Consider the following 13,850-nt stretch of genomic DNA (forward strand, 5'->3'; position numbering starts at 1 on the left):
AAACAGTCCCCGCAATAGGGTCGCGAGCCGTTTTGGTATTGGGTCGTGTTTTCGGGCGTGGACGGATTTTTGTTCGGGCGGTGCTGCTTCGTTCTTTGAAATTCCATAGCCCATTGTGAATAGTCGCGTTCAACGTTCCCGCGCAATCCGCGCCGCATTGGTCACCCAGTGGCTTTGGCTGAAGTCGCGGCCGGGCTCGTCGATGACGTGAACCACACCGGCCCCCGCATAGCCTTGGAGAACTTCGCGGGTGCCGTCCACAGAACCGCGCTTGCCCGCTTGCCTTACCTCTTTTCTTCAAAGCGGGTCAAAGATTTCTGTCGGCGTCGATTTGACCGAGAATTCTGATCGCTCGCGCCGATTTTGTTGCGTAAGCTGAGAGGCATGACACCTTTGATACAAAACCCTTTTCACATCCGATTTTGGATTTCCGCGACATTGATCGCCGTACTTGCCGTGCTTTTCTGGACTGGATCGCGTTATCCGGCGCTGGATGAGAAGGCGATGATGTCGGGCGCGATTCAGCTGGAAGACCCTCTGAGTTTTGACGCTGTGGTGCCGATCGATGCGGCGATGTCCACGGTGCAGAAGATTGGCTATTCGACCCTGAATTGGCTGAACACCAACAAAAAGGGCATGACGTTTGGCGTGTTGTTTGCCGCAACTTTTCTGACGTTGATGGGCTACGTCAAACAGCGCAGTTTTCGTGGCGGGTTCGCGAATGCCACGCTGGGCTTGGTCATAGGAACGCCGCTTGGGGTGTGCGTGAATTGTGCGGCTCCGATTGCGCGGGGCATGCATGCGGGCGGATTGCGCGCCGAAACTACGCTGGCGGCGATGATTGCTTCGCCCACATTGAACGTGGTTGTGTTGACCTTGGCACTGTCGCTTTTGCCGTTTTATTTGGTGGCCGTGAAAATCGCCGTGTCGTTGTTCATCATTCTGATTGCAGTGCCGCTTGTAGCGCGGCTTTTGCCAGATGAGACCCGCGCGCCTGCACCGGATATTCCTGCACCGCAGGGCTGGAGCGCGCAGGAGCTGGGGCAGCCGACGTTCGAAGGTTTCGGCGTCGCGGTCGTGGGCGTGGTGCGGGATTTTGTCCGTAACCTCTGGTTCATCTTGCGCATGACGGTTCCGTTGATGTTTCTCGCCGGATTTTTGGGAGCTGTGGCGATCACCTTGTTGCCAGGAGAGATGATCACTGCGTTACCATATGGATTTCTCGCCTTGGTGGTGATTGCCGTCGTAGGGCTGTTTTTGCCAGTGCCGATTGCGTTTGACGTTGTGGTTGTTGGCGTGTTTTTGGCCGCGGGGTTGTCGCATGGGTATGCCATGGCCTTGCTGCTCACATTGGGCAGCTTTTCGATTTATTCGTGGTTCATTGTCACGCAATCCATGGGGCCGCGCGCGGCCAATCTGATGGCGGGTGCTGTGCTGATCAGTGGAATTGTCGCAGGCGCTGCGGTGCAGGGCTGGCACAGTTACCAAAGCCGCAAGGCGCTTGAGCTTCTTACGGGCGAGGCGCCAAAGACGCAGCTGTTTATGGCAGCAGCAGCCAGTGAGGCGGATGGCAGATTGGTTGTGACAGCGACGCCATTCGCCCCTCGCTCCGCGTCCGCAGACACGCCGTTTGTGCGGCTTGAGGCCAACCAAATCGGCATCGATAAACCGGTGGAGTTTTCAATGCGGGACATGTGGCCGCCGTTTTGGGAAGGCCGCAGCCTGAGTTCGGGGGACATCGACAATGACGGGGACACTGATCTGGTGATCGCCTCAACCGAAGTCGGGCTTTATGTGTATGCCAACGACGGAAAGGGGCAGTTCAGCCGCGTGGATCTGGCGGATGGTCCGCTGGATGAGATGCCGGTGTTCAATGCGGTGCTGGTGGATGTCGACAATGATGGTTGGCGTGAGCTGGTGGTGGCCACCTATCGGCGTGGGATGTTTGTCGTCGAGAATGACGCGGGTCAGTTGCGCACGGCGGAGCCAACGCCCTTGGAAACACGCGCGGATGCGGTTCTGGCGTTGGCGCTGAGTTTTGGCGATCCGGATCAGGATGGCGATCTGGATTTGGCTTTGGGCAATTGGGCGGCCGGCTGGTATCGGCGTATCCCTGGGGAAGAATCGCGCAATCGCATTCTTTGGAACGAAGATGGCGCCCTGAGCGGCGATAAGTTTTCCGAGTTGCCGGGCATTCCGGGCGAGACATTGTCGATCCTGCTTGCGGACATCAATGGTGATGGCAACGCGGATTTGCTGGTCGGCAATGATTTCGAGATTCCGGACTATTATTATCTTGGTGACGGACAAGGTGGGTTTGGCGCGATCACCTTTCAGGATGGGATGGTCGAACACGTGCCAACCACCACGATGGGGATCAAGGTGGCGGACTTGATGAATGACGGTGTGCCCGAAATCTATGCGGTGCAGATTGCGGGCCGGTCCTCGGGTGTGTCGGATCGGCTCAAGATGCAGCCGTTGGCGCAGTACTGCGACGCGATACTGCAGGCAGACGCGCGCGCGACTTGTCAGGAGAACATGGCGATCAAACGGTGGTACAAATCGGGCAACAATTTTAACCCGAGCTACGCCAGCAAGTGCCAGACCTTGCAGGGTCGGCAAGCCGCCGAATGCAAGGCGATGTTGATCAAGGATCTGGCAATCCAGAAGCGCGACCCCAAAGTGTGCCGCCTGATCCCTGCGGACCAGTGGGTGGCGCAAAGCTATTGCGAGCTGCACTTTGCGCCGTCACGCAAGATCACCAACGCGGAGGCTGATGCCGCCTTACCCCAGATAAAGCGCGCCAACGTTTTGTTGGAAAGTGAGACAGCGGGCGGCCCGTTGATGGATACGGCGGCGGCGCGTGGGCTAGAGGTTGGCGGTTGGAGTTGGGACACCAAAGTGGGTGATTTCGACAACGATGGCTTTCAGGATGTTTACATCGTGAACGGCACTTGGGTGCCTAATGAAGTCAGTCCGTCAAATCTGTTTTTCCACAACCAAGGCGACGGCACATTTTCTGAGGCATCGGGCGCCTTTGGTCTTGAGGACTACCTTATGACGGCGGCTGCGACAGCGTTTGATATGGATGGCGATGGCGATCTGGATCTTATCAGCCAACCTGTGAACGGGCCGGTCATCGCATTTGTAAACGCAGGGCAAACCGGCAATGCGGTGGTGTTTTCGCTAAGCGACATGCGTAGCAACCGTGATGGGATCGGCGCGCTTGTGACTGTGACGGATGATCTTGGTGTTACGCGCACGCGTGAGGTGCAGCTGGGTGGCGGGTTCATGAGTTTTGATGCGCCTGAGGTACATGTGGGTCTTGGACAAGCCAGCCGAATCGTCAGCGGTTCCATTCGCTGGGCCGACGGCGAGGTGACGCCCTTGCCCGAGGATCTTGCGGCGGGCAGCCGGTATCAGGTGACCCGACACTAAAAGAAAACGGGCCCCCGAAAGGACCCGCTTTTTGGCTCATCACGGTGTGTCGGATCAGAAGATAAAGTCGCTTGCTCCCAGATCCGCAACATTCACGCCAAGCAGCGTCAAAGTGTTGCCGCCGCCGGTGTCGATCACCACATTGCCGCCCGCGGTGGACAGAATGTGGTTGTTCAACAGATCACTGATGCTGGTGATCGCGCTGACGCTGGAGAAGTCGATGTCTTCGCTGCCGTTGGTGGCGTTGAAGTCGGTGATCGTATCGTCACCGTGACCGTCCGCAAAGACAAAGACGTCAGCGTTCAGTCCGCCGGTCAGCTCGTCGTTGCCAACACCGCCGTCCAGCGTGTCGTAACCGCCACCGCCGTAAAGCGTGTCGTTGTCACCTCCGCCGCGCAGTGAGTCGTCGCCGGCTTCGCCCCAGGCTTTGTCGTCACCTGCGCCACCGGTAAAGGTGTCGTTTCCGGTGCCACCCCAGAAGCGGTCGTGGCCGTTGCCGCCTTCGCCGCTGTCGTTGTCGGCACCGCCAAACAAGCGATCCTGACCACCGCCGCCCAAAAGCAGGTCATCCCCGTTCCGGCCCAGCAGAGTGTCGGCAAAGGTGCCACCATCAAGGCGGTCATTGCCGTCGCCGCCATCAAGGCGGTCATAGAGGTTGCCACCGATTAGCGTGTCATTGCCCGCGTCGCCATTCAACGTGTCATTGCCGCCGTTGCCGCGCAGCAAGTCGTTGCCCGCGCCGCCAAACAGAACGTCCTCGCCAAACTCACCCAGCATGGTGTCCGACCCGTTGCCGCCCAACAGGCGATCGTTGTCCGAGCCACCGTGAAGACGGTCGTTGTCGGCCCCGCCGATCAGGGTGTCGTTGCCAACACCACCCAGTAGCGTGTCGTTGCCGGCATTGCCCAGCAGGCTGTCACGGCCGCCAAGGCCTCGGATCGAGTCGTCGCCTAGGGCTCCATTCACGGTATCGGCTTGGTTCGTTCCCGAGACAATCATTGCACTGTCGATGAGAGAAACCGTGGGTTCAAAGATCTGGGTGTCCATCGGGGTGCTTGACCCCGAGGCATCCACGATAAGGTCCTGCAGCGAGAACAATGCGGCCAAGGCGGTGTAGTCATCAAAAAAGTCGATGCCGTCAAATGAGTTCACAAGATCAAGGAGGCTCCAGCTGATGCCTGTGAGCGTTGCAATGGTGTTTCCGGAGGCGTCTTCAAAGGTCATGCCAGTGATCGTGCCGCTGATGGGGTCTCCGAGGGCGTTGAACGCAATGCCAGTGCCGGTCGCCGTTGTAGCCCAGCCCGAGTCATCATGCACGATTTCCAGAAGCGTGGAGGAGACTGAGACGACGGAAATGTCGCCGCTGTCGGTGTTGCCAAAAAAGGCCAGACCAACAAAGTCGTAAGAGGCATCTAGGATTGTTAACGTTGCAGGCATTTCGAAATCTCCCAAAAAAGAATGTGGCAATTTTGCGGCAAGTAATGCTTTCAGGGTGGGCCATTTCCTTAATAAAGCAACAAGAAGTTAACGGGTCGACTTCAGCTGACAGAGTCGGTGTACTCTTTGAGTTGATTAGAAATTTCACACCTCCCCTTAAAGCACCTCTGTTTCAATTTAAGAAAGATTCGATTTTATCAAACTCGCGTCATGTGTGGTCGAACCATGTCCGTTGCGGCGGCGCTAGGAGCAAGTTGCGAAGAGGTCGAGGTTCAGCTTCTGGCGAATCGCGCAAAAAAACGGGCCCCCGAAGGGGCCCGCTTTTTGGCTCATCAAGGTGTGTCGGATCAGAAGATAAAGTCGCTTGCACCCAGATCCGCAACATTCACGCCAAGCAGCGTCAAAGTGTTGCCGCCGCCGGTGTCGATCACCACATTGCCGCCCGCGGTGGACAGAATGTGGTTGTTCAACAGATCACTGATGCTGGTGATCGCGCTGACGCTGGAGAAGTCGATGTCTTCGCTGCCGTTGGTGGCGTTGAAGTCGGTGATCGTATCGTCACCGTGACCGTCCGCAAAGACAAAGACGTCAGCGTTCAGTCCGCCGGTCAGCTCGTCGTTGCCAACACCGCCGTCCAGCGTGTCGTAACCGCCACCGCCGTAAAGCGTGTCGTTGTCACCTCCGCCGCGCAGTGAGTCGTCGCCGGCTTCGCCCCAGGCTTTGTCGTCACCTGCGCCACCGGTAAAGGTGTCGTTTCCGGTGCCACCCCAGAAGCGGTCGTGGCCGTTGCCGCCTTCGCCGCTGTCGTTGTCGGCACCGCCAAACAAGCGATCCTGACCACCGCCGCCCAAAAGCAGGTCATCCCCGTTCCGGCCCAGCAGAGTGTCGGCAAAGGTGCCACCATCAAGGCGGTCATTGCCGTCGCCGCCATCAAGGCGGTCATAGAGGTTGCCACCGATTAGCGTGTCATTGCCAGCGTCACCATTCAGCGTGTCATTGCCGCCATTGCCGCGCAGCAAGTCGTTGCCCGCGCCGCCAAACAGCGTGTCTTCGCCAAATTCGCCCAACATAGTGTCCGACCCGTTGCCGCCCAACATGCGGTCGTTGTCGGAACCACCGAGCAGACGGTCAGCATCTGCACCGCCGATCAGGGTGTCGTTGCCAACGCCGCCCAGCAGCGTGTCGTTGCCAGCGTTGCCCAGCAGGCTGTCACGGCCGCCAAGACCACGGATCGAGTCGTTGCCCGCCAGACCGTCAATGGTTTCCGGGCTGGACGTGCCATCGATGATGTCGTCGCCGGTTGTTGGCGTGGGCGTGCCGCCCAGCAAGACGGCGAGGGTCACTGTGCCGTCGGAGAAGCGGAAGAGTTCGAAGTTGTCAAACACGTCGGTGCCGTCTGCCGAGGTGATCCGAACGGATCCGCCGCCCAGATCTGTTACCGTTACACTCGCCAGAGTGGCGTTGATTACGGCCGTGTCTGAGCCTGCGCCGCCGTCGATTGAATCGTTGCCGCCGCCGCCGGTGATTTCGTTGTCAGCGTCATTGCCGGTGATGGTGTCGTTGCCGGACCCGCTGATGAGGTTTTCGAGAACTGTGCCTTCAGCGATCCCAACGTTGCCAGTACCGCCGGCAATGCTCGAGAAATACCCGCCGCGCATGTCGATGCGGTTGTTGGTTGTCGCAGGCGACAGGTCAAATGTGTCAGTGCCGCCATTGTCAAAAATGGTGAACGCAACAGCGTTGTTTGCGACCGAGGAATTGTTCACACCATCAAACACTTCACCAAAGAGGGTCGCCCAATAGCCACCCAGATTGGTGTTAGCCCCCCAAGTGGTGTTGCCATTGGTGACGGTGCTCGCGCCATAAAGGTTTTGGCCAGCGACGATGTCCGCCATCATCAGGCTGACGATGTAAGCAAAGGAGGCGTTGGTCGTCGTGTTTTCTGTTTGGCTGAAGTACGACATGATCGACATCTGCCAACTGTCGTTTGAGAATGTTTCGTCAATGCCATAGGTCGCTGAGCCGTTGTATCCACCCTGGTGTCCCAGACCAAGCGCGTGGCCGATCTCGTGAATATAGGTTTGCAGGCTATATGTGCCGATTTGCGTGCCCGAATTAGACAGCCATGCTGTCGAGACGTTGATGTCGGAACTGATGATGTTGCCGCCGCTGGTACTTGTGGTGGCGTAGGCACCGCTGTCATTGTCGTCAAACGTGATGTCAGCCGAGCCGCTGGTTTCCACAAATTCCAGGTCGACGACGGCTTCCCAGACTTCCAGAGCCCAGCGGGCCAGTGCGAGGCCATCAGCGGTCAAACCGGTGAGGTTAACAGTGATGACGTTGCTGGAGGACGTGTCAAATGACCGGCCAGAGGCGCCATTAAAGTTCCAATAGCCGTCGGTGAGGTAGTTGGCGAGTTCAGTCAGCGTGGCTGGGGCAGGCGCCGCCACTTCGGTAACGCTCATCGTATATGACCCGGTGCCGGCATCGTTATATGAACCGGCGGCTACATAGAAAGTGCCGCTGTATCCAGCGATGAAAGAAACAAATGAATTGGTATTTGACGGATAACTGATGTCGTCATTTGAATAGATCAACGTGCCTGAGGAGTCATAGACACGCAAATAAGTGTCGGCAGTAAACGACGACAATGCGACTTCATAGTTTGAACCGGATGTCAGGTTGACCGCGACCCAATCGCGGTCACCAACAAAACCCAAGGATCCAGAAAACGTGTCACCAACCGACATTGTGGCCGAAGTACCCGTACTAGCGGCCGCATCACCACTTTCAAAAATGGTAGCAAGACTGGGGTCACCGCCGTCAGGGCCTTCTCCAGGGTGACGGCCGGGGTCAAATGTAGATGTTGCAGCGCACAAGAAACACATGGGGTTGCATCCTTTATTAATTTCGCTTGTCTGAAACAGGCGTTACCGAATGGTCAACGGGTGAAGAGGTCCGGCGATGACTTCAGTAAGCCTTGAGCAAACTTTGGGTAAAAAATGGCGGACATATTTTTGTCCATGACGTTGAAATCGACCGTAGGGCCGATGTTGGGTTCTGGATTTTTTGCGGTGCGCCATTCAAGGTGCCCGCCGATGCCGGTCTCTGAAATATGAGACAGACGCAGTGTCAGGGCGATGTCGCCGTTTTTCAGGGCTACGCCCGAAGCCGCATCGGTTTGGCGGATATCGGTGTTGGGCGTTGTCTCAGTGATAGCATCGATCAGCGCATCGCAAAGCGCTGCCGGGTCAGGCACATCCTGCGGACAGGACAGAGTGATCACGTTTTGAGATGAGCTGTCGCCCATTGCATACCCTCCTCCAGGGGTGAGGTGCAAAAAACAGAGAGAAAGGACACCAAACACACGCAACGAACGCGAGAAATGCAGCCACTCCCTTGGAATATCCAATGATTTTTCCCTCATAGACCCCTAAAATGTTGCTGTTTCCAGCGCATCTAAGGCCCCCACCCAAGATTTAACACAAGCATAACACTAATAGAAATTTAACCTTTTGCGAGTCTTTTTGCAGACAAAAACGCTCCGTGCAATGGAGGAATTCCTCAGCAATGCGAGTCTCTTAGAGGCGACCGAGCGCGGCGGCCACCCACAGAGCAAAGGAGCTGGCGCGGGATTGGCGGTAGAGTTTTAAATGGCGAAATTCAATCAAGCGTTGAGTGACCGGCATTTTACGCAATGCGGCGAAAGCGTCCAGCTGCGCATTGGCACGCGGAGTGAGACGCGCGCGGTGGCTCTGAAGGGCGCGGATATTCACGTCGTTCCAATCTCTGAAATCACCTTGCAGCATGCGCTTTAGGCGCTGGCCTTTGGCCCGCCAGCCGGTGTTGGCGCCGACTTCGTTGTCGGCATGCTGACGGTAAAGCAACGTCGGCGTGTCATCGTGGTACACATGTCCGCCAGCCCCTGTGATCAGTTGATAGGACCACCAGTCGTGCATCACGACTTCCTCCGCCTCGAGAGCGGCTTGCATCAACAATCGGGCGCCGACAGGGTTCAAAAGGATGGTGTTGCCAGCGGCAATATTCTGCGCCAGAGCGTTGCGAAAATCAGGCGCGCGGGGGCGGGCGGTTGACAGTTTGCGCCCGCCAAGCTGCGCATCAACCACCCATGTCCGGCTGCAATAGAGCGCGGGGTCAGTGGAGTCCAAAGTGTTCAGAGCAGACACGGCAAGCGACAGTTTCTCCGGCAACCAAACGTCATCCTGATCGCAAAACGCCAACCAGCTGTCTGTGGGCAAATGGTTTTGCGCGCGGGCCACGAGCGACATGAAATTGGCCGCAGCACCTTTGCCTGGCCCGTCCAGAACCGTCACAGGGTGGTGCTTTGCAAAAGCTTGCAGGATTGCGCGTGTCGTGTCGCTTGATCCATCGTCGCTGACCAAAAGAGACCAAGACCCGTGGGTTTGCGCCGCGAGGCTGTCGAGTTGTTCCTGCAGACACTCAGCCCCGTTGTAGACGGCCATCAGGATGCCAACGTGCGGCGTGGTCGGCTGCGATGGATCACGAACCGAAGGATCAGAGGTAACGGACATAAGTGGCCACCAAACTAGAGACTGTCCCTGTGGGGTAAAACAGTGTGGCCGACCCGTCCAGCCCTGCGATGTCCGTTTGGCGGGGTTTTGCGGTCGGGCAACACCCGTCGCACGGCCTGCGTACGGTGGCTTTAGCAGGTGTAGAGAAAGGGGCGGCAGATTTTGTGGTCACCGCAGCAACACACAGGACACCTGATGTCGGACCGATCTCCCAATTTGGACATGCCCTATTTGATGCCATCGCAGGCACAGAAACATGTCACCCATAACGAGGCGTTGCAGGTTTTGGACGCCATTGTGCAACTGACTGTGCGCGCGTTTGACGCCACGACCCCGCCTTCGGCGCCGGAGGCGGGCGACCGCTATGCGCTGGGCAGTGGAGCGACCGGTGACTGGGCTGGGCAGGACGGCTTGCTGGCGCATTGGGAGGGCACAGGCTGGATGTTTATCTCGCCGCAGTCCGGTTGGCGTGCCTGGGGGCAAGACAACTCCGAATTGCGGGTCTATGGCAGCGGTGGATGGGAGGTCCCATCGCCCACGATTTTTGGCGTAAACACCAGTGCGGACGAAACCAACCGGTTGTCGGTGTCGTCGCCCGCGACCTTGCTGACCAACGAAGGCAACGGCCACCAGCTAAAAATAAACAAGGCTGATAGGTCGGACACCGCATCTTTGCTTTTTCAGACAAACTGGACCGGCCACGCGGAAATGGGTCTTTCGGGGAATGACGACTGGTCCATCAAAGTGTCCGCCGATGGCAGCAATTGGGCCGAAGCGCTCCGCGTTGACAGTGCAACCGGTCTGGTGTCAGGCGCCGCCGTTCAGATGGATGGCACAGATCACACGCCCGGACGGTTGATGCGGGCGGACTATGGCTATGGGCCAGGAAATCTGGTGGGACCAGTTAGCCAAATCGGTAATGTCCCTACAGGCGCAGCGATCGAGCGGGGCAGCACTGCCGACGGGGACTATGTCAAATTCGCTGATGGCACGCTGGAGTGTTGGGCTACAGTGTCCCTGGCCTTTGCGGCCAATTCCCGATTGACGGTAACTTGGGATTTTCCCGTCGGTTTCGTCGCTCAGCCAATTGTGTCAGGCAGTGTTAATGCCACTTCGTTCAAGGACCATGCGACCCCGAATATCGCGGAGATCGGCGCGCTTGTGTTTGATCCCATTGGTGTTGGACCGTCTTCTATGCGGGTGGTGCTGTACCGGCTGAGCGGTACGACTAGTTTTGACCCTGCGGATTCCACCGAGGCCTATGTGCGGGCAATTGGTCGGTGGTATTAAAGGACTTCCGCACCAAACGGCGCGGCCGAAATCAATCCGACCCAAAAATGTCGCGGGTGAAAATCTTGTCCGCGACATCGTCCAGATCCGCTGAGGCCCGGTTGGCGATGATCACGTCAGCCTCGGCCTTGAACGCGTCCAGATCGCGGAATACACGCGAGTGAAAAAACTCATCACCTTCAAACGCCGGCTCATAGACAATCACTTCGATGCCCTTGGCTTTGATCCGTTTCATGATGCCCTGAATGGAGCTTTGCCGGAAATTGTCTGATCCTGCCTTCATCACCAGCCGGTGCACGCCCACCACGTTGGGCCGCCGTGCGATGATGCTGTCGGCAATGAAATCCTTGCGCGTGCGGTTGGCGTCCACGACTGCGCGGATCAGGTTCTGCGGCACTTCGGAATAATTGGCCAGCAACTGCTTGCTGTCTTTGGGAAGACAATAGCCGCCATAGCCGAAAGATGGGTTGTTGTAATGATGACCGATGCGCGGATCATGCCCGACACCTTCGATGATCTGGCGGCTGTCCATGCCAAGCGCCAGCGCATAGCTGTCCAACTCGTTGAAATAGGCGACCCGCATGGCAAGGTAGGTGTTGGCGAACAGTTTGATTGCTTCGGCTTCGTCTGAGCCGGTGAACAGAACCGGCACGTCCTGATCCAGCGCACCCTGTCGGAGCAGGCCAGCAAAGGTTTTGCCCGCATCGGTGTCTGAGCCGACGATAATGCGCGAGGGGTGCAGGTTGTCGTGAAGCGCGCGACCTTCGCGCAGGAATTCCGGGCTGAACACCACGCGATTGGTGTTCATTTCCGCGTTCACACGTTTGGTAAAGCCCACCGGAATGGTCGATTTAACAACGATCAGCGCCCTGTTATTGACCGAAAGCACATCACGTATCACCGCCTCGACTGAGGAGGTGTCAAAGAAATTGGTGTTCGGATCATAGTTGGTCGGGGTGGCCACAACCACAAAATCGGCGCCGTCGAACGCCGCATGTGCGTCTGTTGTTGCTGTCAGATCCAGCGTTTTTTCGGCCAAATACTGTTCGATCTCCGGGTCTTCGATCGGCGATTGGCGCGCGTTCAGTTGTGCGACACGATCTTCAGAGATGTCGACCGCCATAACAGTGTTATTCTGAGCCAGAAGAATGGCGTTTGAAAGCCCGACATAGCCAATACCGACAACTGCGATTTTCATGAACTGATGCGCCTGTTTTAAAGTGCTTTGGCCACAAATGCCATGAAGCAGGGCTTTGCACAAGCGAGACAGTTCTCAGCTCGGCAACCATCAAAATTCACCCACCGACCCGGTAAGTCAGCCCAACAATTTGCCCAGTTTCATAGCAACGCTCATGTCGCCCGAAACCTTGAGTTTACCTGTCATGACGCCGGTCATGGGATTGAGCTTACCGGTCAACAATTTGACCAGATTGTCCTGGGTGATCTTGATTGTGCAGTCGGTGTCGCGGTCTTGTTGCGACGCCGTGCCGTCGGCCAAAACCACGACTCCCTCGTTGCCACAATCAAACTTCAGAGATCCGTCAAAAGCCTTGGATTGCAGTTCTTTCTGCATCCGTTCGACAACCTGTTCCAGCATGAACTCTATCCTCAAAACCTGTGGTGATGCAGCCGTGGCAGGCGTTGGATAGTTAGGCAAGCGTGACGTTTCGGAACCATTAATTGGCGTTCTCGGAAAGTGATACCCACATGCGTCAGGAGTTGCGGGACGCAAGGGACAAAAGCGGTGACCGGACTGCTCTGCAGCTTGAAGTTATAGAGGTGATGTGCGGGAAGAGATGGTGCCCAGAAGAGGACTCGAACCTCCACGTCCATACGGACACTAGCACCTGAAGCTAGCGCGTCTACCAATTCCGCCATCTGGGCACGGGTTGGTGAAGCAGGCATTTAGTCCTGTGGGCGAGGGGTGTCAACGCGATTCGATGGAAATTCGCAAATTTGTTCACCCTCTAAGTGCCGGTCAAACGTATAGGTACAAAGTCGCGATGGAAAACCTGGGGTTTCATGTCGCGGTTTGGCCTTGCGACTTGTTCCGGAGCGCGCGGGGGGCTATTGCATCAGGCACGACACCAGCGGAGGCGAGCCATGTCGAAACTTGTCACTATTTACGGCGGGTCCGGATTTGTCGGACGTCACATAGCCCAACGTATGGCCAAAGAAGGCTGGCGGGTACGGGTTGCGGTGCGCCGCCCAAATGAAGCGATGTTCGTAAAGCCTTACGGGTCGGTCGGGCAAGTGGAGCCGGTTTTTTGCAACATTCGTGACGATGCCTCGGTGGCGGGCGTGATGGCTGGTGCAGATGCAGTTGTGAATTGCGTTGGCATACTGTCAGACCGAGGTAAGAACACTTTTGACTCGGTTCAGCACGAAGGCGCCGAGCGCATCGCGCGTATTGCGGCAGAGCAAGGTGTGGCGACGATGGTGCATCTGTCAGCCATTGCTGACACAGAGACGGAAAGCGATTACGCAACCTCAAAGGCGCTGGGCGAAGAGGGCGTTTTGCAGAACATGCCCAACGCGATGATTTTGCGGCCTTCTGTGATCTTTGGGCAGGATGACGGGTTCTTTAACCGGTTCGCGTCGATGTCGCGCATGGGTCCAGTTTTGCCGATCATCGGTGGCGATACGAAATTCCAGCCGGTGTTTGTGGATGATGTGGCGCAGGCCGCTGTCAAAGGTGTGCTTGGTCAGGCCGAGGGCGTTTATGAACTTGGCGGGCCGGAAACGAAAACTCTGCGCGGTTGGATCGATGAGATGCTTGCGGTGGTGCAACGCCGGCGCGCTGTGGTGAACCTGCCGTTCTGGATGGGCAATCTAATGGCCTTTGGCTTTGGTGCGTTGCAGATAGTGACCTTTGGTTTGGTGCACAATTCGGTGCTGACAAAAGATCAGGTCAAATTGCTACGCGTCGACAACGTCGTGGCAGATGGCGCCAAAGGGTTTGATGACCTAGGCATTCGTCCGCTGGCCCCTGAGACAATTATGCCTGACTATTTGTGGCGCTACCGCCCGTCCGGTCAGTATGACGCCATCAAAGATTCAGCGCGCAACTTGAAGATCTGAGCGGGACTGAAAAGACTTTCAAAGGCGGGTCCAGGTGGCCCGCCTTTTTCG

At 57.1% G+C, this 13,850-nt stretch carries 10 protein-coding genes and 1 tRNA gene; 3 read left to right on the forward strand and 8 right to left on the reverse strand.

Going from position 1 to position 13,850, the window contains the following annotated elements; all coding sequences use genetic code 11:
• Positions 1-129: 129 nt before the first annotated feature.
• Positions 130-261: a hypothetical protein gene (locus PG871_RS01430; RefSeq protein WP_270725286.1), complete on the reverse strand. Its 132-nt coding sequence runs from the start codon at positions 259-261 to the stop codon at positions 130-132.
• 105 nt (positions 262-366) lie between these two features.
• Between PG871_RS01430 and PG871_RS01435 the strand changes: the two genes are divergently transcribed.
• A complete protein-coding gene (locus tag PG871_RS01435) occupies positions 367-3,438 on the forward strand; it encodes an FG-GAP-like repeat-containing protein (RefSeq protein ID WP_270725287.1) in 3,072 nt (1,023 codons plus the stop codon).
• 54 nt (positions 3,439-3,492) lie between these two features.
• On the opposite strand, the gene PG871_RS01440 is transcribed toward PG871_RS01435, so the two are convergent.
• From PG871_RS01440 to PG871_RS01455, 4 genes are all read right to left on the reverse strand, one after another.
• Complete coding sequence (locus tag PG871_RS01440) at positions 3,493-4,875, reverse strand: calcium-binding protein (protein WP_270725288.1); 1,383 nt, start codon at positions 4,873-4,875, stop codon at positions 3,493-3,495.
• A gap of 347 nt (positions 4,876-5,222) precedes the next feature.
• On the reverse strand, positions 5,223-7,763 hold the full coding sequence (locus tag PG871_RS01445; protein ID WP_270725289.1) for a M10 family metallopeptidase C-terminal domain-containing protein: 2,541 nt from the start codon (positions 7,761-7,763) through the stop codon (positions 5,223-5,225).
• A gap of 53 nt (positions 7,764-7,816) precedes the next feature.
• On the reverse strand, positions 7,817-8,185 hold the full coding sequence (locus PG871_RS01450; protein ID WP_270725290.1) for a hypothetical protein: 369 nt from the start codon (positions 8,183-8,185) through the stop codon (positions 7,817-7,819).
• 271 nt (positions 8,186-8,456) lie between these two features.
• Complete coding sequence (locus tag PG871_RS01455; protein WP_270725292.1) at positions 8,457-9,428, reverse strand: glycosyltransferase family 2 protein; 972 nt, start codon at positions 9,426-9,428, stop codon at positions 8,457-8,459.
• Between the two features lie 195 nt (positions 9,429-9,623).
• Between PG871_RS01455 and PG871_RS01460 the strand changes: the two genes are divergently transcribed.
• Positions 9,624-10,718 (forward strand): DUF2793 domain-containing protein, encoded by a 1,095-nt coding sequence (locus PG871_RS01460; RefSeq protein ID WP_270725293.1) that lies wholly within the window; start codon positions 9,624-9,626, stop codon positions 10,716-10,718.
• A gap of 31 nt (positions 10,719-10,749) precedes the next feature.
• Here the strand turns inward: PG871_RS01460 and PG871_RS01465 are convergent, their stop codons facing one another.
• The 3 genes from PG871_RS01465 to PG871_RS01475 form a co-directional block, all read right to left on the reverse strand.
• The gene (locus PG871_RS01465) at positions 10,750-11,916 is read right to left on the reverse strand and encodes a nucleotide sugar dehydrogenase (RefSeq protein ID WP_270725295.1); all 1,167 of its coding nucleotides are present in this window, start codon (positions 11,914-11,916) and stop codon (positions 10,750-10,752) included.
• A gap of 117 nt (positions 11,917-12,033) precedes the next feature.
• Positions 12,034-12,315: an SCP2 sterol-binding domain-containing protein gene (locus PG871_RS01470; RefSeq protein ID WP_270725297.1), complete on the reverse strand. Its 282-nt coding sequence runs from the start codon at positions 12,313-12,315 to the stop codon at positions 12,034-12,036.
• Positions 12,316-12,515: 200 nt separating this feature from the next.
• Positions 12,516-12,602, reverse strand: a tRNA-Leu gene (locus PG871_RS01475).
• A gap of 219 nt (positions 12,603-12,821) precedes the next feature.
• On the opposite strand from PG871_RS01475, the gene PG871_RS01480 reads away from it, so the two are divergent.
• The gene (locus PG871_RS01480; RefSeq protein ID WP_270725299.1) at positions 12,822-13,799 is read left to right on the forward strand and encodes a complex I NDUFA9 subunit family protein; all 978 of its coding nucleotides are present in this window, start codon (positions 12,822-12,824) and stop codon (positions 13,797-13,799) included.
• The last annotated feature ends 51 nt before the right edge of the window (positions 13,800-13,850 follow it).

This window comes from Shimia sp. Alg240-R146, from assembly GCF_947331465.1.
Classification (GTDB): domain Bacteria; phylum Pseudomonadota; class Alphaproteobacteria; order Rhodobacterales; family Rhodobacteraceae; genus Shimia.

What these genes read in the sequence shown, in the direction of transcription:
- PG871_RS01460 (WP_270725293.1), top strand. Translation starts at nt 9,624, where the DNA reads ATGTCGGACCGATCTCCCAATTTGGACATGCCCTATTTGATGCCATCG.
- PG871_RS01450 (WP_270725290.1), bottom strand. Translation starts at nt 8,185, where the DNA reads ATGGGCGACAGCTCATCTCAAAACGTGATCACTCTGTCCTGTCCGCAG.
- PG871_RS01465 (WP_270725295.1), bottom strand. Translation starts at nt 11,916, where the DNA reads ATGAAAATCGCAGTTGTCGGTATTGGCTATGTCGGGCTTTCAAACGCC.
- PG871_RS01480 (WP_270725299.1), top strand. Translation starts at nt 12,822, where the DNA reads ATGTCGAAACTTGTCACTATTTACGGCGGGTCCGGATTTGTCGGACGT.
- PG871_RS01470 (WP_270725297.1), bottom strand. Translation starts at nt 12,315, where the DNA reads ATGCTGGAACAGGTTGTCGAACGGATGCAGAAAGAACTGCAATCCAAG.
- PG871_RS01455 (WP_270725292.1), bottom strand. Translation starts at nt 9,428, where the DNA reads ATGTCCGTTACCTCTGATCCTTCGGTTCGTGATCCATCGCAGCCGACC.
- PG871_RS01445 (WP_270725289.1), bottom strand. Translation starts at nt 7,763, where the DNA reads ATGTGTTTCTTGTGCGCTGCAACATCTACATTTGACCCCGGCCGTCAC.
- PG871_RS01440 (WP_270725288.1), bottom strand. Translation starts at nt 4,875, where the DNA reads ATGCCTGCAACGTTAACAATCCTAGATGCCTCTTACGACTTTGTTGGT.